General features: G+C 70.8%; 23 protein-coding genes. 11 read left to right on the top strand and 12 right to left on the bottom strand.

Features of this window, described 5'->3' with window-relative positions; genetic code table 11:
* The first annotated feature begins 162 nt into the window (after nucleotides 1-162).
* Nucleotides 163-2,259: an ABC-F family ATP-binding cassette domain-containing protein gene (locus tag WMF34_RS33335; RefSeq protein ID WP_437990338.1), complete on the top strand. Its 2,097-nt coding sequence runs from the start codon at nucleotides 163-165 to the stop codon at nucleotides 2,257-2,259.
* Entirely contained in the window at nucleotides 2,256-3,020 is a 765-nt protein-coding gene (locus tag WMF34_RS33340) for a glutaredoxin domain-containing protein (protein ID WP_437990339.1), read from the top strand. The genes WMF34_RS33335 and WMF34_RS33340 overlap by 4 nt, the downstream gene beginning before the upstream one ends.
* 63 nt (nucleotides 3,021-3,083) lie before the next feature.
* Here the strand turns inward: WMF34_RS33340 and WMF34_RS33345 are convergent, their stop codons facing one another.
* The 4 genes from WMF34_RS33345 to WMF34_RS33360 all read right to left on the bottom strand — a co-directional run bounded on the left by WMF34_RS33345 (nucleotide 3,084) and on the right by WMF34_RS33360 (nucleotide 5,078).
* Complete coding sequence (locus WMF34_RS33345) at nucleotides 3,084-3,410, bottom strand: hypothetical protein (RefSeq protein ID WP_437990340.1); 327 nt, start codon at nucleotides 3,408-3,410, stop codon at nucleotides 3,084-3,086.
* A gap of 352 nt (nucleotides 3,411-3,762) precedes the next feature.
* Nucleotides 3,763-4,053: a hypothetical protein gene (locus WMF34_RS33350; protein ID WP_437990341.1), complete on the bottom strand. Its 291-nt coding sequence runs from the start codon at nucleotides 4,051-4,053 to the stop codon at nucleotides 3,763-3,765.
* Nucleotides 4,054-4,107: 54 nt separating this feature from the next.
* On the bottom strand, nucleotides 4,108-4,476 hold the full coding sequence (locus WMF34_RS33355; RefSeq protein WP_044966407.1) for a hypothetical protein: 369 nt from the start codon (nucleotides 4,474-4,476) through the stop codon (nucleotides 4,108-4,110).
* A gap of 161 nt (nucleotides 4,477-4,637) precedes the next feature.
* Nucleotides 4,638-5,078: a hypothetical protein gene (locus WMF34_RS33360; RefSeq protein ID WP_012239150.1), complete on the bottom strand. Its 441-nt coding sequence runs from the start codon at nucleotides 5,076-5,078 to the stop codon at nucleotides 4,638-4,640.
* A 415-nt stretch (nucleotides 5,079-5,493) separates the two neighbouring features.
* On the opposite strand from WMF34_RS33360, the gene WMF34_RS33365 reads away from it, so the two are divergent.
* Together WMF34_RS33365 and WMF34_RS33370 are read left to right on the top strand one after the other, a co-directional pair.
* Nucleotides 5,494-6,102, top strand: coding sequence for a hypothetical protein (locus tag WMF34_RS33365; protein ID WP_437990342.1), 609 nt, complete (start codon nucleotides 5,494-5,496; stop codon nucleotides 6,100-6,102).
* Nucleotides 6,099-7,805 (top strand): M23 family metallopeptidase, encoded by a 1,707-nt coding sequence (locus WMF34_RS33370; protein ID WP_437990343.1) that lies wholly within the window; start codon nucleotides 6,099-6,101, stop codon nucleotides 7,803-7,805. Before WMF34_RS33365 ends, WMF34_RS33370 begins: the two co-directional genes overlap by 4 nt.
* Here the strand turns inward: WMF34_RS33370 and WMF34_RS33375 are convergent.
* From WMF34_RS33375 to WMF34_RS33385, 3 genes are all read right to left on the bottom strand, one after another.
* Complete coding sequence (locus WMF34_RS33375) at nucleotides 7,786-8,571, bottom strand: leucine-rich repeat domain-containing protein (RefSeq protein ID WP_437990344.1); 786 nt, start codon at nucleotides 8,569-8,571, stop codon at nucleotides 7,786-7,788. The genes WMF34_RS33370 and WMF34_RS33375 overlap by 20 nt on opposite strands.
* Nucleotides 8,572-8,631: 60 nt before the next feature.
* Nucleotides 8,632-9,102 (bottom strand): ferritin-like domain-containing protein, encoded by a 471-nt coding sequence (locus WMF34_RS33380; RefSeq protein ID WP_012239155.1) that lies wholly within the window; start codon nucleotides 9,100-9,102, stop codon nucleotides 8,632-8,634.
* A gap of 480 nt (nucleotides 9,103-9,582) precedes the next feature.
* Nucleotides 9,583-9,801 (bottom strand): hypothetical protein, encoded by a 219-nt coding sequence (locus tag WMF34_RS33385; protein ID WP_044969688.1) that lies wholly within the window; start codon nucleotides 9,799-9,801, stop codon nucleotides 9,583-9,585.
* Nucleotides 9,802-10,186: 385 nt separating this feature from the next.
* Here WMF34_RS33385 and WMF34_RS33390 point away from each other — a divergent pair, with 385 nt between their 5' ends.
* Complete coding sequence (locus WMF34_RS33390; protein WP_437994681.1) at nucleotides 10,187-11,530, top strand: DUF1552 domain-containing protein; 1,344 nt, start codon at nucleotides 10,187-10,189, stop codon at nucleotides 11,528-11,530.
* Nucleotides 11,531-11,545: 15 nt separating this feature from the next.
* Here WMF34_RS33390 and prs read toward each other — a convergent pair whose 3' ends face one another.
* The 3 genes from prs to WMF34_RS33405 are packed head-to-tail and all read right to left on the bottom strand — an operon-like array spanning nucleotide 11,546 to nucleotide 15,512.
* Nucleotides 11,546-12,469 (bottom strand): ribose-phosphate diphosphokinase, encoded by a 924-nt coding sequence (gene prs / locus WMF34_RS33395; protein ID WP_012239158.1) that lies wholly within the window; start codon nucleotides 12,467-12,469, stop codon nucleotides 11,546-11,548.
* Nucleotides 12,466-14,487 (bottom strand): class I SAM-dependent methyltransferase, encoded by a 2,022-nt coding sequence (locus WMF34_RS33400; RefSeq protein ID WP_437990345.1) that lies wholly within the window; start codon nucleotides 14,485-14,487, stop codon nucleotides 12,466-12,468. The genes prs and WMF34_RS33400 overlap by 4 nt, the downstream gene beginning before the upstream one ends.
* On the bottom strand, nucleotides 14,487-15,512 hold the full coding sequence (locus tag WMF34_RS33405) for a LolA family protein (RefSeq protein ID WP_437990346.1): 1,026 nt from the start codon (nucleotides 15,510-15,512) through the stop codon (nucleotides 14,487-14,489). The genes WMF34_RS33400 and WMF34_RS33405 overlap by 1 nt, the downstream gene beginning before the upstream one ends.
* A gap of 286 nt (nucleotides 15,513-15,798) precedes the next feature.
* Here WMF34_RS33405 and WMF34_RS33410 point away from each other — a divergent pair, with 286 nt between their 5' ends.
* Nucleotides 15,799-17,073, top strand: a complete 1,275-nt coding sequence (locus WMF34_RS33410; protein ID WP_012239161.1) for a SpoIIE family protein phosphatase — start codon at nucleotides 15,799-15,801, stop codon at nucleotides 17,071-17,073.
* 303 nt (nucleotides 17,074-17,376) lie between these two features.
* A complete protein-coding gene (locus WMF34_RS33415) occupies nucleotides 17,377-17,895 on the top strand; it encodes a nuclear transport factor 2 family protein (protein ID WP_437990347.1) in 519 nt (172 codons plus the stop codon).
* Nucleotides 17,896-19,182: 1,287 nt separating this feature from the next.
* Here WMF34_RS33415 and WMF34_RS33420 read toward each other — a convergent pair.
* Nucleotides 19,183-20,298 carry an aminopeptidase gene (locus WMF34_RS33420; protein WP_012239163.1) on the bottom strand — a complete coding sequence of 372 codons (1,116 nt, stop codon included), beginning with the start codon at nucleotides 20,296-20,298 and terminating at the stop codon, nucleotides 19,183-19,185.
* Between the two features lie 107 nt (nucleotides 20,299-20,405).
* A complete protein-coding gene (locus WMF34_RS33425; RefSeq protein WP_012239164.1) occupies nucleotides 20,406-21,752 on the bottom strand; it encodes an SAM-dependent methyltransferase in 1,347 nt (448 codons plus the stop codon).
* A gap of 439 nt (nucleotides 21,753-22,191) precedes the next feature.
* On the opposite strand from WMF34_RS33425, the gene WMF34_RS33430 reads away from it, so the two are divergent.
* The 4 genes from WMF34_RS33430 (at nucleotide 22,192) to WMF34_RS33445 (ending at nucleotide 26,298) form a co-directional block, all read left to right on the top strand.
* Entirely contained in the window at nucleotides 22,192-23,055 is an 864-nt protein-coding gene (locus tag WMF34_RS33430; protein ID WP_437990348.1) for an urease accessory protein UreD, read from the top strand.
* A 54-nt stretch (nucleotides 23,056-23,109) separates the two neighbouring features.
* Nucleotides 23,110-23,820, top strand: a complete 711-nt coding sequence (ureA, locus tag WMF34_RS33435) for an urease subunit gamma (RefSeq protein WP_437990349.1) — start codon at nucleotides 23,110-23,112, stop codon at nucleotides 23,818-23,820.
* Nucleotides 23,817-25,532 (top strand): urease subunit alpha, encoded by a 1,716-nt coding sequence (gene ureC, locus WMF34_RS33440; protein ID WP_437990350.1) that lies wholly within the window; start codon nucleotides 23,817-23,819, stop codon nucleotides 25,530-25,532. Before ureA ends, ureC begins: the two co-directional genes overlap by 4 nt.
* Nucleotides 25,533-25,635: 103 nt before the next feature.
* Nucleotides 25,636-26,298, top strand: coding sequence for an urease accessory protein UreF (locus WMF34_RS33445; protein WP_437990351.1), 663 nt, complete (start codon nucleotides 25,636-25,638; stop codon nucleotides 26,296-26,298).

A 26,298-nucleotide genomic window follows, 5' to 3' on the forward strand; every position in this document is an offset into this window, starting at 1 on the left:
GCCTCGCTCGCCCGGGCGGGCGAGGCGCGCCCCTGCCTCTTCGTCGCCCGCGGCGAGCGCTCACGGTCATCCACGTTGTCCACGCGATGTGGGCCGCGCCGTGTGGGCCCCGCGCCCCGAGCGCCCTTGCGCGCGCCGGACACATGCTAGAACTCGGCCGCAATGACGGTCCTCCAGGTCGCCGACCTCAGCTTCGGTTACGGCGCGGACAGGCTCTTCCAGGGCATCACCTTCTCCCTGGAGCAAGGCCAGCGCGCCGCGCTCGTCGCCCCGAACGGCGCGGGCAAATCGACGCTGCTCCGCCTCGTCGCCCGCGAGCTCACCCCCGACACGGGCGCTGTCGTGATCCGCAAGGGGATCCGGTTCGCGTACTTCCGGCAGTCGCACGAGCTCGCGGCCCAGGGCACGGTGCTCGACGCCTTCCTCTCCGGGTTCTCCGAGGTGCTCGAGCTGCGCCACGCCCTCACCGCGGCGCAGCACGCGGCCGCCAGCGGCAGCGAGGCCGATCTCGCCCGCCTCAGCGATCTCACCGACCGCTACCACATCGCCGGCGGCGACGACCTCGAGCGCCGCGTGGAGATCATCGCGGCCCACCTCGGGTTCTCGCCCGCCGACATGGATCGCCCCGTCTCGAGCCTGTCCGGCGGCGAGCGCGGGCGCCTGCAGCTCGGCGTGGTGCTCGCCATCGAGCCCGATCTCTTGCTGCTCGACGAGCCCACGAACCACCTCGACATCGAGACCATCACCTGGCTCGAGAAGCACCTCGCGGGCCTCGGCGGCGCGCTCCTCTGCGTCTCGCACGACCGCGCGTTCCTCGACGCCGTCTGCCCGCACACGTTCGAGCTCGGGCAGCGCAGCTTCCGCGCCTACCCGCTCAAGTACAGCGACTACGCCGTCGCCCGCGAGGAGGACCTCGCCCGGGAGCGGGAGCTCGCCGAGCGGCAGGAGGCGTTCGTCGCCAAGACCGAGGACTTCATCCGGCGCAACATCGCCGGCCAGAAGACGAAGCAGGCGCAGAGCCGGCGCAAGATGCTCGAGAAGCTCGAGACGATCGACCGGCCCGAGGACGTGTGGGCGACCGCCGAGAGGGTCCGGTTCCGGTTCGCGCCCGCGCCGCGCAGCGGGGACATCGTGCTCGACGCGCGCGGGCTCGGCGCCTCGCGCGGCGGGCGCACGCTCTTCTCCGGCGTGGACCTGCTCCTGCGGCGCGGCGACCGCGTCGGCATCGTGGGGCCCAACGGGACCGGCAAATCGACGCTGCTCAAGCTGCTCGCCGGCGCGGGCGCGCCCGAGGACGCGGGCGACGTGCGGCGCGGGACGAACCTCTGCCAGGGCTACTTCGACCAGCACCTCGGCTCGCTCGACCCGTCGAGGACCGCGGTCGAGGAGATCCGCAGCGTGCGGGCCGACATGAACGTCGACGCGACGCGCCAGTACCTGTCGCGCTTCCGCTTCTACGGGGACGACGCGCTCCGGAAGGTGCAGGGCTTCTCCGGCGGCGAGCGGAGCCGGCTCGCGCTCGGCAAGCTGCTGCTCGAGCCGCGCAACCTGCTCTTCCTCGACGAGCCGACGAACCACCTCGACATCCCCGCCGCCGAGATCCTCGAGGAGGCGCTCGCGGGCTTCGAGGGCACGGTGCTGCTCGTCTCGCACGACCGCAGGTTCCTGGAGGCGGTGACGACGCGCGTCGTCGCGGTGCGCGAGGGGCGCGTGGACATCTACCCCGGCGGCTTCCGCGACTACCGCGACAACCTCGAGAAGCTCGCGGCCGAGGCGGAGGAGGCGGAGCGCGCGCGCGAGGAGGGCGAGAGGGCGAAGGGCGCGCGGGGAGCGCGGAAGACGGCGAGCGCGCCTCCGCCGCGCGAGGAGCCGAAGGCGGAGGCTGCGGACCGGGGCGCGAAGGCGTCTGGCCGCGCGGTGCGGCGGAGCGGCGCGACGATGCCGCCGCCGGACGACGCGGGCGCGGGCGACGCGGCGGCGCGGCGGCGGGCGTTCGAGAGCGACAAGGCGGCGGCGCGGGCGGCGGAGCGCAAGCGCAAGCGGGTCAAGGAGCTGGAGGCGGAGATCGCGGCGGGCGAGTCGCGGCTCGCGGAGATGCGCGAGGCGCTGAAGCAGGACCCGGGCGGCGACTGGGCGAAGCTCGCGGCGGCGGCGCGCGAGGAGCAGGCGCTCGCGAAGCGCGTCGACGCGGCGATGGCGGAGTGGATGGCGCTCAGCGAGGAGCTCGGGGCCTCGGCGACGGCGGGAGGCGAGGCGTGAAGCGGCGGGCGGGGGGCGCGCGGGGGGCGCGGATCGCGGGGGTGCTGCTCGCGCTCGCCGCGGCGGCGCTCGGCCCGGCGTGCAAGGAGAAGCGCGACGACGGCACCACGCCCGCGCAGGCCGTCGCCGAGCTGCCGCCGCTCGAGCTCCGCGACGACACGGCGAACCTGATGCTGACGTGGATCGACGAGAAGGGCGACACGCACGTCGAGCTGCATCCGGCCGACGTGCCGGCCGAAGGCCGCGCGCTCGTGCGCGCCATGCTCTCCGACCGGACGGAGGGGACGCGGGACGCCTTCTACGTCGCGGATCTGACGCAGAAGCGGCCGGACGGCACGTATGCGGTCCGGACGATGCCGCGGAGGGAATGGGAGTCGCTGCTGGAGAAGCGGCGCGCCGAGCACATCGCGAAGACGGCGCCGCCGCCCGCGGCGCCGGGCCCCGGCGGCTCGGCGGGCGCCGGGGCGCCGGGCGCGCCGAGCCACCTCGCGGGGGTCACGGTGATCATCTACGGCGCCTCGTGGTGCAAGCCGTGCCACCAGGCCGCGGACTACCTGCGCTCGAAGGGGATCGCCGCGGTGGTGAAGGACATCGAGGAGGACGCGGGCGCGGCCGCGGAGATGCAGGACAAGCTCGCGAAGAGCCACCAGCGCGGGGGGAGCATCCCGATCATCGACGTGCGGGGGCAGATCCTCGTCGGGTTCAGCCCGGGGGCCATCGACCAGGCGCTCGCGCGCGCGGCGGGCGGAACGACGCTCTGAGGGGGCGGCTGCGGGCCGAAGCATCGATGATGCGGCTCGGCACATGCTCGCCGCGTCTGGACGTTATCCGATAAATATCTCTACGTCATCGTCAGCGCTGTTGATCCTGTCGAGCTCATCGATAAGCCGATCGAGACGCTCGAGGATCGCTTCGCGATGCGGCTCTGACGAGACCCACAAGGCGCGCAGAGCCGCGAGTTCTCGGATGACGTCCGGCAGGTCGCTTCGCTCCACTGGGATTCCGGTCTCGAACAAGGGGACCCACTCTAGCCCGAGCACCTCGGCCGCCGGCACCCAGAACTCCTTGAAGGTGGCCTGCGAAGCGACCGGAACGAGGCGATTCGACCTGGTGTCACCCTGCCGTGAAGTTGTCATCAGAACAACCGACATGGCCCCTCCATCTAGTTGCCCAATTCCGCAGTGAACGTCCAGTCAGGAAACTTCGCACCAGGCTTGCGATCTCGCATCGACGGCAGTCTGGCCAGCTCGGACGGGCCTGGATCAATCTGGCGCAAACGATGGTCTTCGCAACAGGTGCCGGCGCTGGGAACCGCTTTATGATCCGCTTCAGGCATTCACCATCCCCATCTTCGGCCCGCTCACCTGGCGCGTGGACATTGCTCAATGGCGAGGCTCAACACCAACAACGCGAGCCGTCGGAAGCGCATGGGCTCGGCGAGCGGCTTCCCAGCCCCACCAGCGTCGGCATCTTCACGTGGCGGACGGATGCAGTGTGACAGGGTCAGCCGCCCTCCAGAATCCATCCTTGTGAGATCTGGGCGGGCCAGTGACCTCGGAGCCGTATCAACGCGGTAAGGCCCTCCTGAATTTCGTCGATCTCGTTACTGTAGATGACGATTCCATCGATCAACAGATCAAGCTCGACCGGCTCCCCGTGTTTCACGCCCATCTCGTCGGCGCGGTGGGCAGAATGAACGGATTTACCCCGTGTGAACGTGCCATCGATGAGGCGACCTGTCACATGTGCCCCATCGGCTGTTGTTTTTATAGCGTAGACCTGGAATTTTCCCATATTCTCTGGTCGGGTAGGCCGGGGTCGACTACCCCCCGGCGTACCCGACTCGGCTCACACCATGATGAAGAAAGAGTTACCGTCGCGAAGCAACCTGAGAATGAACCTGAGCCAATAGTCCTCTTCCACCACACGGGAATCTATTCCCTCCAGTGCGATCCGCAATGCAGCAGATCGCTTCTGCGCGTCCTCCAGCGGCACATCACCCTCAATCTCACAGTCTGGATAGACTGGCCACGCCTCTCTGTCCACGCCATGTCGCTCGGCCAACGATTTCACCTCCTCTACTGAGGACCAACCGAGAAACTCCGTCCCTCCATCAACACCGACGACCTCCTGCTGACGCTCCCTCGATGGGTTGGTAACGTTCTTCAATTGGAACTCCTTGCCCCACACCAACGTCGCCGGCATATTCCTCACCATCTCATAGAGCGACCTGCTTTGGAACTGGTGACGCGCTTGATTTGAGTTAGCGTGTCATCGGATACAGGCAGCCACGGCGGGCCTCCGCGCTCGTCAGGGGCGCGGCCGGCTCGGCATCACCCCGCTCCCGCCGGTGTGCGCAGTCTCCTGGAGCTGCAGCGTCAGAACTGGCTGCACTCCACCTGCTCGATGGAGAGCCCCGCACGCGAGATCGCAGGGACGAGACGCTCGAGATACCAGGTAAAATCGACGATACCAGGGACCTCACGCACGTCGCGCACGTTGATGGTGAGGCTGACCCGCAACCAGTCATCGCTGGGATCCAGGAGGAATGCTCCGCCGGAACCAGCATCCTTGTGTACCAGGGAGACCCCCACGAGCTCGCCCACATCCTCCTTGTGCTTGATCACGGCAAGGACATCCGACCAGCGATCGAGCCGCGCCCACTGCCAGTCGAAATCCCCTCGATCCCCGGCCGGCAAGTAGCTTATATGCCCATGATCATCGTAGGACCAACCAGCTTCGAGCAAGGCGGCCACGACGTCCTGGAATTTCGAACTGAGTCCCGGAATGCGGACATCGATCGAGGCAGAGCGACTCATTCAAGCCTCAGTTGTTCACCGGGTGCGAGGACGGAGAGGCAGCGGCGCCTACGTGTATCCTACATCCTCCTGTCGCCGGCGAGAAAGATCTCGCGCATCACAGGAAGAACCCGAGGTTCGAGCAGGTTCGCGGGGGCTCCCCGATACAGCCTCATCGAGGGCTGATCCAGCACGACGTCGCCGCAGACACCGAAGAACGGGTCGTGTTCCTGGGATACGTCCAAGGCTCACCGGCGCGGCCTCCGCGGTCTGATCGACCCTGGCCTCGCTTGACACGCTGGCTCATGAAACCGCCTCGCACGGCGTTTGGTCGTCCGGATCACACCCGGGCGACATCGCGCTCGCGTGCCGCCATCCCCTGGCCACGCATGCGGGTTCTCGACTAGAATCGATGATCCCCCGTTCGGGAGGAGCCATGCGCGGCGTGCCTCTTGTTGTATTCATCCTCCTCTCTGTCGCGGTCGCCGCGTGCGACCAGGCCGCGCCCCCCTCCGAGTCGCCGCCCGATCCAGCGGCCGCCCAGCCGCTGTCCGCGGCGGCAACCCCGGTGATCTCCGCCGTCACCTGGCCGCCGGCCGCCTCGGTCGACCGGAGCGCGCTCGCGGCGCTCCCGGAGACGGCGGCCCACGCCGCCAGGGCCTCGCGGGTCCCGGTGCTCGTGCCGTCGCGGCGCGAGCTCCTCGCGGCGCCCGTCCTCGTCGCCAGGGAGCACTGGACCTCGTTCTGGGCAAAGACGGACGCGATCACCGTCTCGCTCACGATGACCCGCCTCGCGCACAAATATCCGAGCATTCCACCATTCCAGGGGTCCCGCGCCGTGCGCGGGGCGCCGGCGTTCGTCACGGCGAACGAGTGTATCTGGAGCGCGTCGTGGACCGAGAACGGCGTCTCGTACGCGCTCGACGTCGAGTGCGCCTCTCCTGAGGCGCCGGCCTGTGCCTCGGACGCGCTCGTCCTCGAGCTCGCCTCGGAGCTCGTTTATGTGGGCGGCGACGAGCCGAGGGCCGCGGGAGACATGCCATGATCGCGCCGCTGCGCCCGCTCCGCCCGCCGCGCCCCCGCCCCACCGCGCTGGCCTCGTTGATCGCGACAGCCACGCTCGCGCTCCCGCCGAGCGCCGCCGCGGCCGATCCGTTCTCGTACCGTCCGGCCGGCGAGCTCCTTCCAGGCTCGGGAGAGGGGCGCGCCGACGACATCGTGTATGCGCCCTCCATGCGCTTTCCGCTCGAGGAGGGCCCGGCGTTCGCCAACTCCCAGGTCTACGGCAAAGGCGGGAACGCGGGCCCGGCCGGTGGACAGTGCGATAGGGACAACTACGCCTATCCGTGGCGCGACAACTACTGCGAGTCGCGCTCGTGGGAGATGCCTCTCTGCCCCTCCGGCACGGGGCACCAGGGGCAGGACATCCGGCCGGCGACGTGCGAGGCGGGGAGACACTGGGTCGTCGCGGTGGTCGATGGCACCATCACGAGCGTCGGCGGCTACTCTGTCTACCTGACCGGCGAGGACGGGACTCGCTACGACTACCTGCACATGTCGGATGTCCAGGTCTCGCCCGGCCAGGACGTGTCGCGGGGAGAGCGCATCGGGCGGGTGTCCAACGTCTACGGGAGCACGCCGACGACCATTCACCTGCACTTCAACGTGCGGCAGTCCGTGAGCGGCGTCGGCGTGGTCTACGTGCCGCCCTACACATCGCTCGTCGCGTCGTACGAGGCGCTGCTCAACGAGCCCCCCGAGGGCGCCCTCGAGACAGCCGGCTGCAGCGGTATCGCGGGGTGGACCCGCGACCCGGACGCGGAGAGCGCGCCGGGCGACGCGCGGCTCTACTTCGACGTCCCCGCGACCGAGGAGGGCGCGGAGGGCTACAGCTTCCCCGCGGACGTGCGCCGCGACGACCTCTGCGAGCCGCTCGGCTCGTGCGCGCACGGCTTCGAGGCGCCGATGCCGCTCAGCCTGCTCGGGGGCGACCACGCGGTCCACGCCTACGGGGTCGACGCGCTGAGCGGCGAGGAGGTGGAGCTCGAGGGGAGCCCGAGGCCCCTCGAGTGCCCGCTCGACCTTCCCTCCGGCGTGAGGCGGCCGCTCGGCGGCGACGGCGCGCTGGACGCCTGGGGGTTCTCGCGGTTCTGGGACGTCGCCATCGCGCCGGACGCTGCCCTCCAGGCGCTGCCGGAGGGCGACGCGTTCCCCTCGTCGCCGCTGCTCGTGCGTGCCGACGGCGGCGCGGCCTCCCTCTGGCTGATCGACGGCGCCGAGCGGCGGGCCGTGCCGGACGCCGAGGCGGCGGCCGCGTGGCATCTCGATCCGGGCGAGGCCGTCGTGTGGCCGGCGGCGAGGCTCGCCGCGCTGCCGCTCGGGCCGGCGCTGCGGCCGCGCCCGTTCCTGGTGCGGGGCTCCGGGCCGGCGCTCCACGTCATCGACGCGCCGCCGCTGCCGGGCGAAGGCGGCGGCGCGGGCGCCGGCGGGGTGGGCGAGGCCGGCTCCGGGGGCGCTCCAGCCACCGGAGACGCGGAGGAGGGCGCGCCCGGCACGAACATCGGCGTTCACGGGCAGCTGCGCTGCGAGTGCGGCGCAGCCGGCGCGGGCGCCGAGGGCTCCCCTGGGGCGGGCTGGCAGCTCGGCCTCTTCGCGGCGGCGCTCGGCGCGGCCCGCACGCGGCGGCGCTCCGCGCGGCGCGCAGGCGGCGGCGCGAGGGCCGGCCGCCTCAGCCTTCGTGGATCTTGATCCCGGGGATCGACCGGAGCGGGCTCGCGTCCTCGACCCGCGAGCCCTCGAGGTAGACGTTCTTCAGGCTCTTGAGCTCCCGGAGCGGCGACACGTCGCTCACCCGCGTCCGCTTCATCTGGAGCATCTCGAGCTTCTTCAGGCCGGCGAGCGGGCTCACGTCGGTCACCTCGGTCTCATCGAGCTGGAGCTCGGTGAGGCTGGTGAGGCCGGCGAGCGGCGAGAGATCGGCGACGGGCGTGCGGCCGATGTCGAGCCGGTCGAGCTTGACCAGGCCGGAGAGCGGCGAGAGGTCCTTGACCAGGGTCGCCGAGACGCGCAGCGACTCCAGCCGGAGCAGGCCCTTGATCGGGCGGAGGTCGTCGATCTTGCCCGGCGGCAGGTAGAGCCCTTTGACGCCCGTGAGCTCGGGGAAGAGGCACGGATCGAGCTCGTCGAGCCCCTGGGCGTCCGACAGGTTCATGGTCTTGATGTTCTTGAGCTCGGCGCGCTTGATCGGCCCCTCGGGCTTCTGGAGCTGCTGCCGCACCCTGGCCTCGAGCGCCGGATGAGAGAAGGTCACCGGATCGCTCTTGGTGCACACCACCTCTTGCTTCTTCGGCGGCGCGCTGGCCGTGGCCGCGGGGCTCGCGGCGGGAGGCGCGTCGGCGGGCTTCGCAGCAGAAGGCGCGGCCGAGGCCGCTCCCGCGACCGGCTTCGGGGGCTCGTCGCAGCCGAGGAGGAGAAGGGCGACGCCAAGGGACGCAAGGACGAAAGGGCGAGTCATCGCCGCGATGATACACGAGACGACGGGAGAGGGCCGCGCCTTCCCAAGGGCGCTCGCGCGCTACAGCGGCAACAGCAAAAGCCCTTGTCGCGAGTCGAGCTGCTCGGAGAACCAGTCCCGGTGGCGCCGCTCCACCGCGAGCGAGTGCCGGAGGACGTCGCGCGCGCGCTCGGAGAGGCCTTCACGGAACGATATCATCCGCTCGTAAGCAGCGCAGCTGTCCTCCTCGTAATGCCTCATCGCCTCGAGGATCGCGCGATCTCCGACCATCCCGTTCGTCAGCGCCTTGCTTCTCAGCTTGGGTCGGACGGCGCTCTCCACCGGCGGCTCGCCGAGCTCGTGGGCCAGGGCGGCGAGCACCTCGAGGTGACGCTCGTGATCGTGAAGGAAGCCCGCGAGCCGGCTCTTGTCGCCTGGTCGGCTCATCCGCGAGAGCGCTGCTGCGAGCGCGTCCACCGTGGACCAGTTGAGCTCGATCAGTTCGGTCAAGGACCCGATGAACGCGGCTTCGCCGCCGATCACGGACGCCATGGAATATCGCTCCTCTCCTCGCGGAAGCTGACCGCCCGCGTGAAGAGGGAGGTGGGCGGGTGCTTCTCCAGGCCTTCGATGCTCGCAAGCCCGGTGCCGGAGCCCGCCTGTGCAGCCGCTATCCATCGCTGCGCGCGCGTCGTCCAGGAAACCCGCGGTTCTCCACGCTTGTCGCCCGCCGCCGCGCCCGAGACGGCCCGCTGGAGGGCCCGCGCTCGAGGAGATGCGAAGACTCAACCCAGATCGAGGCCGCGGCGGCGGCGCCGGGTCGAGCGCGCGCCGGACCAGGACGGAGCCGTGACGCGCCGGGGCGCGATCGGCGCATGCTCACGCCGCGCCAGGCAGCGAAGCGCGAGCACGTCCTGGACATGAGCGCGCCTCCAGCCGAAGCGCGAAGGCGGCGTCGTCCAGGTCAGGATCGAGAGAGGAGAGATGGACTTCGGTCGAGGGCGCTCCGGCGGCGCGCTCGGCGGAGATCCGCTACTTCTTGCCAAAAAGGCCGCCGAGCGAGCCTGCGAGGCTGCCGACGTCGAGGTTCGCGATGGCAGGGGCCGCCGCGCCGAGCGCGGTTTCGACGTGGGCGGCGAGCGGCGCGGGGAGCTTCTCTTTCAGAAAGCCGACCACCGTCTCCACGGCCACGCGGGCCTTGTCTTCCGAGATGCCAACCTTCTCTGCGACCTGCCGTACCAGCTCGTCCATGGCCTCGACGCTCATCCTTTCTGCGCGAGCCGCGCTCGCCGCGAGAGCATCCACGCGCCGATCGGCGCCGGCAAGGGAATTCGGCGCCGCGCGCTGCGCGCTGGACGACGTGGCCCCTCGCAGCAGCGCGCGGCGGCATGTGCTCGCGTGGTGAGCCGCATCGTCGTGAGCCCCGCACGACAATCCCCCTGGTCATTTCGTAAAGAGTGTTGTTCAATCACGGGGTCTCAGCTTGCCCGGTGCGGGCGAGGGAGAGAACGATGTCCGGGTCCTCAGGCCACGAACCTGCGCTTTTCGTCGAGCTCACCCAGACGGACGGTTTCCTCCACATGGCTGCCTGAAAGGAGCGAGGGGTATGTCGAGATTCCGCTTGAGCCGGCGCGCCATGCTGCGAGGCGCTGGCGCCATCGCCATCGCGCTCCCGTGGCTGGAGATCATGGGACCCGAGCGCCCGGCGCGCGCGCAACCCGCCCCCGCGCGGCGCTTCCTCGCCGTCTACACGCCCGGCGGGACCTTGATCGACCGCTGGCGTCCGACCGGCACCGAGACGAGCTTCACCCTGGGCCCCATCCTGGCGCCGCTCGCGCCGGTGCAGGACCGGCTGCTCGTCGTCGACGGCCTCGACATGAAGAGCGCGCGCGGGGAGCAGCACCAGAGCGGGATCATCGCCTGGCTCACCGGCACGGATCAGATGACCACCTCGACCGGCTACGCGAGGGGGCCGTCCATCGATCAGGTGATCGCCTCCCGGATCTCCGCCGGTCAGAAGGCGAAGGCGAGCGTCCAGCTCGCGGTGCGCTGGGGGACGGGCAAGTCCCACGGCCTGATGTCGCCGATGAACATCGTCAATTTCGAGGACACCGCGACCCACAACCCCATCCCGCCGCGTCTCGATCCGGTCGAGACCTTCACCGAGCTCTTTGGCACGCTGAACCCCGGCGCCAGCAACGACGCCGCCCTCCGCCTCGCGCGGAAGCGATCGATCCTCGACTTCGTCGACCGTCGCTACGCCGCCGTCTCCGCGAGGCTCGGCGCGGCCGACAAGCAGAAGATCGACCAGCACCTGACGAAGATCCGCGAGATCGAGCAGAGCCTCGGCAGCACGCCGGCTGCGACGAGCGCTTGCCGGGCCCCGACGAGGGTCGACACGTCCGACTACGACCCGAGCGCGGGGCTCAACTCGGACGACGCCGGCTCGATCGCGGACAGCTCGACCGACGCGGCGATCCCCAAGGTGGGCAAGCTGATGACGGACATGCTGGTGATGGCGCTCGCCTGTGACATCACCGCGGTCGGCACCCTGCAGTGGAGCGACACCGAGGCGAAGCACACGTTGCCGTGGCTGAACCTGACCGAGCACCACCATTTCTACCAGGAGATGGGCGGCTTCAGGCCGGCCGAGTGCGAGCTCATCTACACCTGGTACTCGGAGCAGCACCTCTATCTGTTGCAGGAGATGGCGAAGGTCGACATGGGCGGGCACTCGCTGCTCGACGAGAGCGTCGTCTTCTTCGGCTCCGAGATCTCGGATCCGCCGACCCACAGGAAGACGGACATGCCGTTCCTGCTGGCAGGCGGCGGCGGGGGCCTGCGCACCGGGCGCTGGGTCCGGTACCCGAGCCTCCCGCACAACAACCTGCTCGTCTCGATCTTGAACCTGTTCGGCGACCCCCGGACCACGTTCGGCTTGCGTGAGTACTGCACCGGGCCGCTCACGAACCTCACGTAGGGGGCCGGAGGCGCCCTAGGTCTCCCGCTCGAGCGCGCGCACGAGGAGCGGCGCCACCGAGTGGAGGGCGCCGGGCGCGTCGGCGAGCTGCTGGCTGCCAGGGTGGGAGTCGGTCCCGAGCAGCGTCGTGAACACGGAGGCCTTCCTGATCTTCTCGAGCGAGTCGCCCGGCAAGACGAGGTGGCTCGCGACGGCGTGGACCTTGGATGCGCCGGCGGCGAGGTAGGCGCGCCCCGCCTGGACGAGCGATGAGCCGGTGCGGACCATGTCATCGTAGATGACGACCTCGCGGCCGGAGACATCGGCGTTGATGCCGGTCACGCCGACGCCGTCGCCTCTCCGCTCCTTGTACACGAACGCCGGCTCGACGCCGAGGCTGCGGGCGAGGCTCTGCACCCATTTGGCCCGACCGGCGTCCGTCGCCGCCAGCACGTACGGGCGATCGCCCATCAGCTCGCGGACCGCCTGCGTGATGAGCGGAGCGCCGTAGAGGTGGCGCGTCACGTGCGAGTCGCTGAAGTAGAACTCGATGCCATCGGTGTGCAGATCGAAGAGGAAGATGCGCGTGCCCGCGTCACACGAGGGGATCGCCGAGATGAGCCGCGCCCGCGTCTTCGCGGTCACCACCTCGCCCGGCTTCACGGCCCTCTCCATGGTCGCGTAGCCGAAATAAGGCATCACGATGGAGAGCGACCGCGCGCCTGCGCGCGAGATGGCGCAGCCGAGGTCGTAGATCTCCAGCCAGTCGAGGTCCCGGGGGGCGCCGCCGAGCAGGACCACGTCGCGCCCCCAGCAGTCGACCGCGACGCGCAGGTAACGCTCGCCGTCGGGGAAGCTCTTGCGCTCGACGAGGCCGCGCTCGAAGTCGCCCGCGGCCAGGAAGGCAGGCTCGAGGTAGCTGTACGAGCTGATCGTGATGAGCAAACGCCGCTGGCTCATCGCGCACCTCGGCGGGTCGTCCGGGCCGGAGCGGGCCCTCGGCGCGCGCCCCGGGCGGGCGCGGCCTTCGCCGCCCTCGCGAACGGCGCGGCCTTCGCGGACGGCACAGCCTTCCCTGCCTTCGCGAACGGCGCGGCCTTCGCGGGCGGCGCGGCCTTCCCTGCCTTCGCGGATGGCGCGCCCTCTCGGGCCCTCGCGGACGGCGCGCCCACGCTGGCGAGGACGCTCTTCAGGTGGGACTCCGCGCCTGGTTCGCTGGGAAAATCGACGGGATCGGGGAGATCTTTCATCTGCACGACGTCGCATCCTGCTTCACGCGCGGCCTCGTGCAAATGGCGCCGGAACCTGGCGCGCGCGATGCCGCGGTGGTTGGTGCAGGCGAGCAGCCTGCCGCCTGGGGCGAGCACGCGGAAGGCGAGCGCCGCGAGCGCGCCGAAATCGCTCGCCGCGCTGAAGCGGCTCTTCTTCGTGGTCGCGAAGCTCGGCGGATCGAGCACGACCAGGTCGAAGCGCCGGTCGGACTGGGCGGCGGCCTTGAGCCACGGGAACACGTCGGCCTCGACGACGACGTGCGCCGCCGGGTCCGCGCCGATCGCGGCGAGGTTGTCGCGCGCCCAGGCGACCACGCCCCGGGACACGTCGACCGTCACGCTCTCGCGCGCGCCGCCCGCCACGGCCGCCACGGTGAACGCCCCCGTGTAGGCGAACAGGTTCAGCACCCGGGCCCCCCGGGCCAGCTCCCGCACCCGCCGCCGGTTCTCGCGCTGGTCGAGGAAGATGCCGGTCGAGAGCCCGTCGCCGAGCCGCACCTTGAACGGCAAGCCGTGCTCGAGGACGGTGAGCTCCTCCGGGGCGTCCTCCCCCCGGACGGCGTGCCGCGGCGCGAACTCCTCGCGCCGCGCGTCGACGATGACGCTCGCGTGCTTCGGGCGCGCCTTGAGGTAGACGCCCTTCGCCCCGAGCCGGTGGGCCGCGTCGAGCACGAGGTCCCGCGGCGGCGCGCCCGGCTCGCCCTCGCCCGCGCCGAACAGCGACACGACGAGGTGCTCGCCGTACAGGTCGACGGAGACGGAGGGGAGGCCGTCACCCGCGCCGTGGACGAGCCGGAGCGCCGTGGTGTCGCCGGCCCGCGCGATCCCGTACCGCCGCTCGGCGGCCTCGCGCATGGCGCGCTCGACGGCCGCGACGCCGCCCGCGTACGGGTCCACCGGCGCGGCGGCGAGCCACGCCTCGAAGACTGCAGGCAGCCGCGAGCGGAAGGTCGCGGCCGCGCCCGTGGCCGGGTGATCGAGGCGGAGCTCGGCGGCGTGCAGGAGCAGGCGCGGGGCCTCGGGGCCGCCGTAGAGCGGATCGCCGGCGATGGGGAGGCCGATCGCCGCGAGCTGCACCCGGAGCTGATGCGTGCGGCCTGTCTCGGGCCGGAGCTCGAGCAGGGCGCGGTCGCCGCGGCGCTCGAGGAGGCGGTAGCGTGTGATCGCCAGCACGCCGCTCGCGGCCCGATCCTCCCGCTTCGCGGCCCGATCCTCCCGCCCCGCGGCCCGATCCTCCCGCTTCGCGGCCCGATCCTCCCGCTTCGCGGCCCGATCCTCCCGCGCCCCGCCGCTCTCGGCGAGCGCGCGCATCGCACCTCCCGGCGCCGGGACGAGGCGGTGCCGCAGGGTGCCGCGCGGCGGGCGATCGCCGAAGCCGGAGACCGCGGCGACGTACGTCTTCTGCACCGTGCGCCCCTCGAACTGCCGCGCGACGGCCGCGTTCGCCTCACGCCGCCGCGTGAACAGGAGGACGCCCGACGTGTCGCGATCGAGCCGCTGGTGGATCCCGAGGTACGCCTCCGCATCGCCCCGGCCGCGGAGGAAGGCGCGGAGGCGCGTCACCATGTCGTCGATCCGCTCCGCCTCCGGCGCGTGCGTCGACAGGCCAGCCGGCTTGTCGACGACGATGAGATCGCCATCCTCGGCGAGGATCCACTCCGGATGGATGTCGGGAAAGAGCTCCGAGAGCGAGAGGCGCGGGGTCATCAGTTCTGCTTGACGTCGGTGCCGGGCGGCGCCGTGAACTGGAACTCCGCCGGATCGATCGACGCGGGCTGCGACGCGCTCTCGAAGTCGAACCGGTTCCGGTTGCCCTGCGCGTCGACGATGAGGACGCGGCGCACGACGCCAGGGTCCTTCTTCGCGAGGAGCGCCTTGTCGATATAGAACATCACGAATTCGTAGTGGGGAGTCGGCGCCCGCGGCTTGCCGACGAGCACGGGGCCGCCCTCGAACTTCGCCTTGTCGTTGAAGGTGAACGTGAACGACGGGCGGAGCCCGTGGCCCATGAGGAACGAGAGGGCGCCCGGATACTCCGAGTTCTGCACCGGCGTGACGAACATCTGCCGGTCCTCGGCGACGTAGACCTTGAGCGACACGCCGTCGGAGACGATGCGGTTCTGGTTCGGCGGATCGTAGCGAAACGAGATCCTGTCCGGCTTCTGGACCGACAGCGCGCCGCTCTGCTTCTTGACGGCCCCCGAGACCTTCTGCGTGTGCTCCTGCTTGAAGCGGGCGAAATATGTATTCTTGCCCACGAAGATCGCGTCGACCTCGGCCGCGACGGCGTCCGCGGATCCCGCCTCGGCGGGCGGCACCGCGGGCGGCGCCGCCGTGCCGGGCGCGGGCGCGGAGGTCGCCGCCGGCGCCTCGGCGCGCCCTCCGCCCGCGTCGCGCGCCGCGGCGTCGCCGGCGGGCGTCCCCGCGTCGCGCGCCGCGATCGCGGCGCCCGCGTCCTCGCGCTTCCGGCCCGCGTCCTCCACCGGCGCGCCCGCGTCGGCCGGCGCCCCCGCGTCCGTCGTCGGAGCGCCCGCGCTGGCAGCCGCCGCGGGGGCGCTCGCCTGCGGCGGCGCGTCGGCCGACTGCGGCGTCGCGTCGACCGGCTGCGGCTGGGCCGGCGCGGCGGAGGGCGAGGCGTCGGGCGCCGCGCCGGCGGGCGCGGGCGGCGCGTCGCAGGCCGCCACGACCAGGGCAGCGGCCGGGAGGAGGGCGACGAGGCGGAGGCGGTTCATCGAAGAGCTCGCTTTCAAGGAGAGTGCGTCGCGTGTTCTAGGACAGGTAGGGCCGAGGTGGTAGCGCCGACCTCCACCACCCCGAGCCCAGCGCCGGCGGCATCGACGGCGATCTCGCAGCGTCGCCGGGACGCTCGCGACCGTCGTCGCTCGAAAATTGGGCCGCGCCGAGGCCAGGAACGCCGACGCGCGCCGGGGCACGCGCTGGCGACGACGTCGTCATGAGCACCCGGGGCGAGACCATGTCTTGACCCCTATTTCCACGTAGCCCAAACTCTCCGGCCGCATGCGCGCCGGCACTCCCTCCCTGATCGATGCGTCGTCGCTCATCCTGATCCTGGACGTCTCGCGCAAGCTCGCGGCGCCGTGTGATCTCACGGAGCTGCTCGAGCTCATCATCAAGACGGGGCGGGAGGTGATAGGCGCCGACCGCGGGAGCGTCTTCCTCTACGACGAGGAGGCCAAGGAGCTTTACTCCCGTGTCGCCACGGGCGAGGCCCAGATCCGCGTCAGCATCGACAAGGGCATCGCCGGGGAGTGCGCGCGCAAGCGCCAGACCATCCTCGTCGACGACTGCTATTCCGACCCGCGGTTCAATCAGGAGATCGACCGCCGGACGGGGTATCACACCAAATCCCTCATCACGGTGCCGCTCATCGGGCTCGACGACAAGCTCGTCGGCGTGCTCCAGATGCTGAATTCGAAGGCGGACCACTTCGGCCCGGACGAGCGCGACGTGGCGGAGCTGCTCGCGGCGCAGGCGGCCGTCGCCGTGCAGCGCACGCTCCTGCTCGAGGAGCGCATGATCAAGCTGAAGCTCGAGCACGATCTCACCATCGCGCGCGACATCCAGCAGAACATCCTCCTGCGGCGGCTGCCGCGCTGCCCCGGCTATTCGCTGTCGGCGTTCAGCAAGCCGGCGGACGACACGGGCGGCGACATCTACGACGTCATCCGGCTCGACGAGCGCGTGGACATGTCGCCGATGCTCCTGCTGCTCGCCGACGCGGCCGGCCACGGCATCGGCCCCGCCCTCAGCGTGACCCAGTTCCGCGCGATGCTCCGCATCGGCCTGCGCCTCTCGGCCGACATGGACGCGCTCATGCACCACGTGAACCAGCAGCTCATCGAGGACCTGCCGAACGACCGCTTCATCACGGCGTTCCTCGGCATCCTCGACCCGACGACGCACCAGCTCCGCTTCCACGCGGCCGGGCAGGGGCCGCTGCTCCATTACCGGGCGGCCGAGGGCCAGGTCGTGTGGCGCGATCCGTCGACCGTCCCGCTCGGCATGTTCAAGGATCTCGACCTGCCCCCGACGCCGCCCCTCGTGATGGCGCCGGGCGATCTCCTCGTGCTGCTGACGGACGGCTTCTACGAGTACCAGGACGCCGCCGGGCAGGTGTTCGGCAAGGAGCGCGTCGGCGACCTCATCCACCGCCTGCACGCGCGCCCCACGTCCGACATCCTGGGCGCGCTCCTCGCCGAGGTGCGCCGCTTCGCCGGCTCGGCCAAGCAGATCGACGACCTCACCGCGCTGCTCGTGAAGCGCGACGCCTAGAGCGGAGCTCGCCCGCCTCCCCTCTCCCCGTCCTTGCGCTAGCTAGGCCGCGATGAGCGACGCCGGTGCCGCCGCATCTTCTACGGGCGCGCGGGCTTTCGATCGCTCTCGGCGAGTGCTGCGCCGCCGCCGACGATCCCGCGGCGCTGCGAGCTCCGCGCCCTGCGCGAGGCGCGCGATCGGTGCCTCGAGCCGATCGTGGGGCGATAGCTGCGATGGCCCACACAGCGGGCGCCAGCGGAATCGGTCCCGCGGTTCCGCGGTTCCGCGCGCTCGCGCGGCGCCTTCGCCTATACTTGCAGCATGAAACGCTGGATCCCGCTCGGGCTCATCGCCGCCGGCGCCGTCCTCGGCGCGGCGGCGCTGCTGCTGTCGCCCTCCGAGGAAGAGCGGATCCGCGACCGGCTCACCCAGCTCGAGAACGCGGTGCGCATCGACGACGGCGAGCGGAATCCGCTGGTGCGCCACGGCCGCATTCGCGGTGAGTTCGCCGAGATCTTCACGAAGGAGGCGAGCGCCCGCATCGCCGAGATCGGCGACAGCCTCCGCGGCCGCGACGAGCTCGCGAACGCGGCGACCCAGGCAGCGGTCGTCTATCAGACCGCGGAGGTGAGCCTGGGTAGCACGGAGATCCAGATCGACCCGGCCGGCATGACGGCGGAGGTGACCGCCACCGCGACGGTCACGGGCGCCCGGCATGGGCATGAGGTCCGGCGCGACGAGCTGCCCGTGGTGCTGCGGCTCGAGAAGATCGACGGCGAGTGGAAGATCATCTCTGCCACCGTCCACCCCAGGCACACACCCGGCGACGACGGTCGCTGACCGCGCTCAGACTCCAGACGTCGGCCGCTGACAACCGCGCTCAGGCCCGAGACGCGGCCAACAGCGAGCTTCACGGCGTCGAGGACGCGCCAGGGAAGCGCTCGTGCGCACAAAAAAAGAAAGGCCGGTCGGGAAGAACCCGCCGGCCTGAGGCCCGCTTTCGCGGACCCACCGGGACCGCACAGGAGCGCCGGTGGAGGGGAGTCCACCGGAGTCCTGGAGAGGCCCGCGATCAGAAGAGATCAGAAGTCAGAAGAGAGAAGTCAGGAAAGCGATACGAAGCGCAATCAAGTAAAGAGCGAAGAAAAAGCGAAGACGGGCGGGAGATTAAGACAATCCGAGAAGCCAGTCAAACCGAAAGATGAAGCTGAAGCGAAGTGCAAAGCGCAAACCGGAACCGAACGAGCAAGCTCAAGCAAAGCAGGGGAGAAGCTGAAGCGAAGCGGGAAGCAGGGTCGACATCGAGAGCGGCACAACAGATAAGAAAAGCTCAGACCGAGGTCTGACAAGCTGGTCATGCTAAGCCAACTCAATTGGCGACGCGCGTCGCGCGTGCCTCGGCCATCCCTCCTTAATCGCCTCGTAAGGCGTCTGTCGTCACGTGAACCGAAGCTCTCCGCCGGCACCCGGCGACAAGTCAATCAAGGAGCCCGATACCGCAAGGGCCATGGCATTCGGGTGACGGCGGGGTCGCGATCGCTCGGCTAGCGCCGCCGATCACCTCGCTTGGCGTCCCCCCCGAAGACCGGGGCAGCATTGCGAAGGTCATGCCAGGGGTCCCCCCTTCGAGTCCCCATTGAAACAGGACGACGAGCAGGGGCGACATCTGGTGGATACATAGAGCAACCGGCGGGCCAACGGCGAAGGAGCCGCGGTCCTGGCGCCCAGCAGCCAAAATTGCCGCTGAAACCCTCCCTCCGAGGCGCGCGCGCGAGCCAGGAGGCCAGCACCGGTCATACATTTCCGCAGGGACTGGTCCGATCCAGGGATGGGTTCAGATCCAGAACGCAAACCTTACCTGGACATGAATAGGTTCATCATCGAGCCGCTGGACGCCCCGCATTGCACCGTGGAAGCAAACAAATGCAATAGGACAGGACGACTGCCGTCGACGCTTTGCGTCGTGTCTCGACGGCGTACTCCCCGCCAAAGGCGCAGCGCGCTACGCGGTGCAGCCCGCAATACGCAGCGCGGCGCGCAGCTCACCGCACATCGGTGCAGCGCACGGCACATGGCGCATCGCACGGCACACAGCGCAGCGCGCGGCGCACAGCGCAGCTCGCTGGACTACCTGCAGCCGGCCTCGATGAGCGGCTCGACCACCCGGGCGATGTTCTCTTGGGGCGTGGAGAACTTGTGGCGCTCGAGCTTCCGCAACGCGCCCAGGAACCTCGGCCAGCTGCCACCGCAGGTCGCGAGCAGCGCCCGGAGCTCCGGAGTCCCCGAGTTGTAGACGCGGAACTGCACGAGCGAAGCGTTGTTGATCGGACGCCGCGCCCCGATGTCGGCCTTGAGCCGGGCGAGCACCGCGTCCTTCTCCGCCCGCTTCTCGGCGTCGGGCGCCGGGGACGCATACAGCCGATTGAGGTGGACGTAGGCCGCGTGCAGCGCGCGCGTCCGCACCTCGCTCCTCTCCATCTCCCTCATGTAGGCCGTCTTCTCGGCGGAGAAGGGGCCCACCCGCTCGTCCAGGTAATGCTTGGTGAGCTCGTCCCCGACGAAGCTCGCGAGGCTCTCGTTCAACCTCGTCTGCCCCTTCACGTACAGCGTCGCGTGCAGCGACTCGTGGAGCACCACGTTGGCGAGGTCGCCGAGCGCCTCGTCCCCGTCCGAGATCATCGTGGACAGGACCGGATCCTCGAGCCAGCCGAGCGTCGAGTAGGCGCCCGCCGGACGCACGTCGACGTCCCAGCCGGCCGCCTTGAGCGGCGCCGCGAACGCCTTGGCATCCTGGAGATCGAACCACCCCATGTAGGGGACCGTACCCACGATAGGAAAACTCCATGTCTTCGAGCGGAACCGCAGCGGCTCACACGCGCTCACCACCCAGACCGCGGCTGGGCGATCGAGCTCGACATACGTCCTGTAATTGCCGGTCGGGGTCAGCCCGTGACGCTCCCCGAAGCGCTTGATGTGCGGGACCTCGCGCAGCAGCGCGCGCGTCCGCCACGGCTTGCGGGCGTCGAAGGCGGCGTCCTCGAGCGACTCGGCGCGCCAGGCCATCGAGAGCTGGCCGAGGCTCGCCTGCGCGATGTAGCGGACCTGGGTACACGATGCGAGCAGGAGACAGAGCGCGACGAGCCCCGCGGCGGCGCAGACCAGGCGCGCCGCGGAGCGAGGGCGCGACACGGACCACGAGGGCGCGGCGCCGCGACGGGCGCTGGCCGCAAGCCTTTCGCTCATCCTTAGCTGATAGCTGGCCGCGCGGGCTTAACAAGCTCTTCCGCGCGATGGACGCGCGCGCCGCCGACACGCGCGCACGCGCGGGGCGCGCGGGCGCGCCCGACAGATCAGGACGGCAGCGCCGCCCCCCACGAACTGAGCTGCACGGCCGGGACGATCGGCGCGCGTTCCCGCAACGAGTGCTCCTCCGTGGCATACAGGGGCTCGCGTGCGAGGGGGTAGTCGCGTGGAGCCCCGTTCGCCAGCACCATCTGGATGGCGCCGAGGTGCCCGCTGCGGAACGCGGCGGCCGCGCACGCGAGATAGAACTCCCACGTCCTCATGAAGGCGCCGTCGAAGCCGGTGACCCGCTCGATCTTCTCCCTGTTCTCCAGGAAGTTACGGCGCCAGCAGCGCGCCGTGAGCGCGGAGTGGCGCCGCAGGTTCTCCGCGTCGAGCACGTCGAGGCCGCGCGCCGAGGCGCGCGTCGCCATCCCCTGGAGCGAAGGAGGCCAGTACCCCGGGAAGATGTGCTTTTGCAGGAAGGGGTCAGTCCGCGACGACTCCTGCTCTCTGGTGACGCTCTCGAGCAGGCACACGCCGCCCGGGGCGAGCAGCGCCTTCACCCTGTCATAGAACACCTCGATTCGGCGCTCGCCGGCATGGCACATCGAGCCCAGGGAGACGAGCCGCTCCCACCGCGGCTCGTCCTCGAGCTCGTCGCAGCTCATCACGCGGACCTCGACCGGGAGCCGCCGCGCCGCCGCCTGCTCGCGGATGTACCTCGCCTGGTTCTCGCAGAGGGTGATGCCGAGGCACTGCACCCCGTACGCCTCCGCGGCGTGGAACATGAGGTGCCCCCATCCGCAGCCGAGATCCACGAGCCGTTGCCCGCGCCGGAGCGCGAGCTTCCGCGCGACGAGGGAGATCTTGTGCGCCTGCGCGTCGTCGAGCGTCTCGCCCGGAGAGCTGAAGTAGCCGCACGACGTCTGGAGGCGCCTGTCCAGGTAAAGAGGGTAAAAGTCGTTGCCTAGCCCATAGTGACGCTCGACGGCGAGCCTCTCGCGCCTCGCCGCCCCGGAGAGCAGCCCGAGCCGGAGCGCGTCGAGCACGCCCGAGAGGCCGCGGTCGAACGACGACGACGCGGGCACGAGGCGCGGCAGGCGGGCCTCCACGGACCGCGCGAGCTGGAACAGCCCGGCGAGCGAGTCCTCGAGATCTCCCTCGAACGTGACCTCGCGCCGGACATACGCCTCACCGAGGCCGAGCGTGCCCCGGAGCGCCGTCTCGCAGAGCGACCGACGCGTCCTGAACGTCACGGCGAACTCGGGCGCGCCCGCGCCGAAGCGCAGCCGCTCGCCGCCCCAGAAGCGCAGCTCGAACGGGGTCCCGCCCTGGCGCTCCAGCAGGCGCGACGCCGCTTCCTTGAACCGACGAGACCACGGCGGCATTTCGCCCTTCCTGACGATGAACATCGGACCCCCTCCGCGGCCCCCCGGCCGCCCGACGAGCTGACCCGAGCTGGGCTTTCCCGTCAAGCAACATGTCATCCATGCAAACGACATCACAACGAGTCACGGAACGCCCACAGCGGCCGGCGGACACCCCGGACATGCGCTGTCGTCAGGGACAGGAGGAACGCAGTGGCTGGCTCGCTGATAACACCGTAGGGGTGTTCGGGAGAGCCCCGACAACATGTTCACATGTCCGGGATGTTTCATGTTCCAGGCGAAGAAGGGAAATCGGGAAGATGATTCGAATTTCTCCCTACCTTCCTGGTCGTGTTCCTCGTCGCGTGACGTACGTGTCCCCTCGTGTGCGCTGCGCCCCCTCGCGCCCGACGCGCGCTGCGCGCCCGACACGCGCTGCGCGCCCTCGCGGCCGGGGCGCGGTCCGTGGTACGCACGCCGGCCCGTGACCACGCCCAGCGATTCTCCCGCCGCCCTGCGAGACCCGCCGCCGCCCGCGCGGCGCGCGGGGAAGGCCGGCAGCGGTGAGCTCGTGTTCACGCGCGTCGCGGGGCGCACCGTGCTCGAGAAGGCGCTCGCCAGGAGCCCGCTCAAGCTGCTCGCTCCGAGGAACCACGGGCAGGCGGCGTGGGTGTTCGTCGCGAGCTTCGGCGGCGGCCTCGTCGGCGGCGACGAGCTCCACCTCCATGCGCGCGTCGGTCGCGGGGCCGCCGCGCTGCTCAGCACCCAGGCCTCGACCAAGGTCTACCGCTCGCCGCTCGTCAGCCGCCAGCGCCTCGAGGCCGAGGTTCAAGCAGGCGGGCTCCTCGTCGCGATCCCCGATCCGGTCGTCTGCTTCGCGGGCTCGCGGTACGAGCAGGACATCGACGTCGCGCTCGCCGACGACGCGTCGCTCGTGCTCGTCGACGCGCTGTCCTCGGGCCGGAGCGCGCGGGGCGAGCGCTGGGCGTTCGATCGGTACGCGTCGCGCGTCCGGGTGAGCCGCGGCGGGCGGGCCGTGCTGCTCGACGCGACGCGGCTCGATCCCGCGCACGGCGCGCTGCCCGAGCGCATGGGGCGCTTCGACGCCCTCGCGACGCTCGTCGCGCTCGGCCCGCGCGCCGCGAGCGCGGCGGAGGCGCTGCTCGCGCCGCGGCCGCCGCCCGAGCGGCGCGCCGAGCTCGTCGCGTCGGCCAGCCCGCTCCGGGGCGGCGGCGCCGTCGTGCGCGTCGCGGGCACGAGCGTCGAGCGCGTGGCCGGCTTCCTCCGCGGCGCGCTCGCCTTCCTCGCGGGTGAGCTCGGTGATGATCCGTTCGCACGAAAGTGGTAGCTTCGCGCCGCGCCGGCAAAGCCGCGGCATCGCCGCGCCGGAGAGAGGGCGAACATGCACCTTGCGCCTCGTGATCTCGACAAGCTCGTGCTGCACGGCGCGGGCTTCCTCGCCCAGAAGCGCCTCGCGCGCGGGGTCAGGCTCAACTACCCGGAGGCCGTCGCGCTCATCGCGACGCAGATCCTCGAGCTGATCCGCGACGGCCGCAGCGTCGCCGAGCTCATGGATGTCGGCCGCCGCCTGCTCGGGCGCGCGCAGGTGATGGCCGGCGTCCCAGAGATGATCGCCGAGGTCCAGGTGGAAGGGACCTTCCCCGACGGGACGAAGCTCGTCACCGTCCACCACCCGATCGCGCTCGAGCACGGCGATCTCGCGCTCGCGCTGTACGGCAGCTTCCTCCCCGTGCCCGACGTGTCGCTCTTCCAGCCGGCAGGCCAGGCAGAGGTGACGGCCGGCGAGGTGCTCGTGACGCCCGGCGAGGTGCTCGTGAAGCCCGGCGAGATCGAGCTCTCCCCCGGCCGGCGGCGGCTCTCCCTCCCCGTGAAGAACCTGGGCGACCGGCCGATCCAGGTGGGCAGCCACTACCCGTTCTCGGAGACGAACCGCGCGCTCGAGTTCGACCGGACGGCGGCGGCGGGGATGCGGCTCGACATCCCCGCAGGCACCGCGGTCCGCTTCGAGCCGGGCGACGAGAAGACGATCACGCTGGTGCAGGTCGGCCCGCACGGGGCGGCGCACGCCGCGCGGGAGGAGCAGCAGGCATGAGCCACACGATGCAGCGGCGGCACTATGTCGATATCTACGGGCCGACGGTCGGCGACCGGGTGCGGCTCGGCGACACCGGCCTCGTCGCCGAGGTCGAGCGGGATCACACGTCCTACGGCGACGAGTGCAAGTTCGGCGGCGGCAAGGTGCTGCGCGATCGCATGGGGCAGATGGCCGGCGCCTCGAACGACGAGGCGCTCGACTGCGTCATCACGAACGCGCTCATCGTCGACTGGACCGGCGTCTACAAGGCCGACATCGGCATCAAGCGCGGCCGCATCGCGGCGATCGGCAAGGCCGGCAACCCGAGGGTGATGGCCGGCGTCACGCCGGGCATGATCGTCGGCGTGACGACGGAGGTCATCGCCGGCGAGGGCCACATCGTCACGGCCGGGGGCGTCGACGCGCACATCCATTTCATCTGCCCGCAGCAGGGGTACGAGGCGCTCGCGTCGGGCGTCACCACGTTCGTCGGCGGCGGCACGGGCCCGGCGACGGGCACGAACGCGACCACGTGCACCCCGGGCGCCCGCCACATCTCGCTGATGCTGCAGGCGACGGACGTCCTGCCGCTCAACATCGGCCTCACGGGCAAAGGCAACACCTCGTCGCCCGAGGGGCTGCTCGAGCAGGTGCGCGCCGGCGCCGTCGGGCTGAAGCTGCACGAGGACTGGGGGACGACCCCGCCCGCCATCGACTGCTGCCTCAGCTTCGCCGAGCACGAGGACATCCAGGTCACGCTCCACACCGACACGCTGAACGAGTCGGGCTACGTCGACGACTCCATCGCGGCGTTCAAGGGCAGGACGATCCACTCCTACCACTCCGAGGGCGCGGGCGGCGGGCACGCGCCCGACATCCTGCGCATCTGCGGCGAGCCGAACGTCATCCCGAGCTCGACGAACCCGACGCGCCCGTACACCGTCAACACGCTCGACGAGCACCTCGACATGCTCATGGTCTGCCACCACCTCGACCGGAACATCCCGGAGGACGTGGCGTTCGCCGAGAGCCGCATCCGCGGCGAGACCATCGCGGCCGAGGACATCCTGCACGACCTCGGCGCGATCAGCATCATCTCGAGCGACAGCCAGGCGATGGGCCGCGTCGGCGAGGTGATCACGAGGACCTGGCAGACGGCGCACAAGATGCGGGATCAGCGCGGCCGGCTGCCCGAGGAGCAGGGCGACAACGACAACTTCCGGATCCGCCGCTACGTGGCCAAGTACACGATCAACCCGGCCATCGCGCACGGCATGTCCCACGAGATCGGGTCGGTCGAGCCGGGCAAGCTCGCGGACCTCGTGCTGTGGCGTCCCCAGATGTTCGGCGTGCGCCCGGAGCTCGTCATCAAGGGCGGCCTCATCGCCTGGGCGCAGATGGGCGATCCGAACGCGTCGATCCCGACGCCTCAGCCGTACTACATGCGCCCGATGTTCGGCTCGCTCGGCGCGGCGGTCGGCGAGACGAGCATCGCGTTCGTGTCGAGCCGCGCCATGGACGAGGGGAGCATCCGCCGGCTCGACCTGAAGAAGCGCCTCTCGGCGGTCCGCCGGTGCCGCAAGATCGGCAAGGCCGACATGCGCCTCAACAACACGCTCCTGCCGATCACGGTCGATCCCGAGACGTACGAGGTGCGGGCCGGCGGCGAGCTCCTCCGCTGCGACCCCGCGAAGATCCTGCCCCTCGCGCAGAGGTACAGCCTCTTCTGAGGCGGGGAGCCCGCTCTCGGCCGCTCCGCGCCTGCGGGTTCACCCTTCTCTCCGTCTGCTTCCGTTCGCTTCCGTCCGCTTCCGTCCGCTTCCATCCGCGCGCATGAACAGGTGGCTCCTCCTCCAGCTCTCCGATTCCGCGTTCCCGGTCGGAGGGTTCGCGCACTCCGCGGGCCTGGAGGCGGCGGTGCAGCTCGGCGAGGTCGGGCCCGGGAGCGCGCTCTCGTCGTTCGTCGCGAGCGCGCTCTGGCAGGTGGGCCTCGGCGCGCTGCCGCTCGTGCGGGCTGCGCACGAGCGCCCGCTCGACATCGCGGCCGTCGACGACGCCTGCGACGCCTTCCTCGTGAACCACGTCGCGAACCGGGCGAGCCGGACGCAGGGCCGCGCGTTCCTCGCGACGAGCGCGCGCGTCTTCCCCTCCGCCGAGATCCGCCGCCTCGACGCCGCCGTGCGGGCGCGGGAGGCGCTGGGCCACCACGCGCCGGCGTTCGGCGCGGCCCTCGCGGCGCTCGGCGTCCCGCGCGAGGACGCGCAGGCCGTCTACCTGCACGCCTCGCTCCGCGGCGTCGTCTCGGCGGCGGTGCGCCTCGGGCTCATCGGGCCGCTGGAGGCACAGCGACTGCAACTCGAGAGCGCGCCGCTCCTCGACGCGGTGCTCCATGAGTGTGAAGATCACGGCGTCGACGAGCTCGCGCAGCCGGCGCCGCTCCTCGATCTCTTCGGGGCCACGCAGGATCGGCTCTACTCGCGTCTCTTTCAATCGTGA

The sequence above is a fragment of the Sorangium sp. So ce145 genome (genome assembly GCF_051525985.1).
Taxonomy (GTDB): Bacteria; Myxococcota_A; Polyangia; order Polyangiales; family Polyangiaceae; genus Sorangium; species Sorangium cellulosum_B.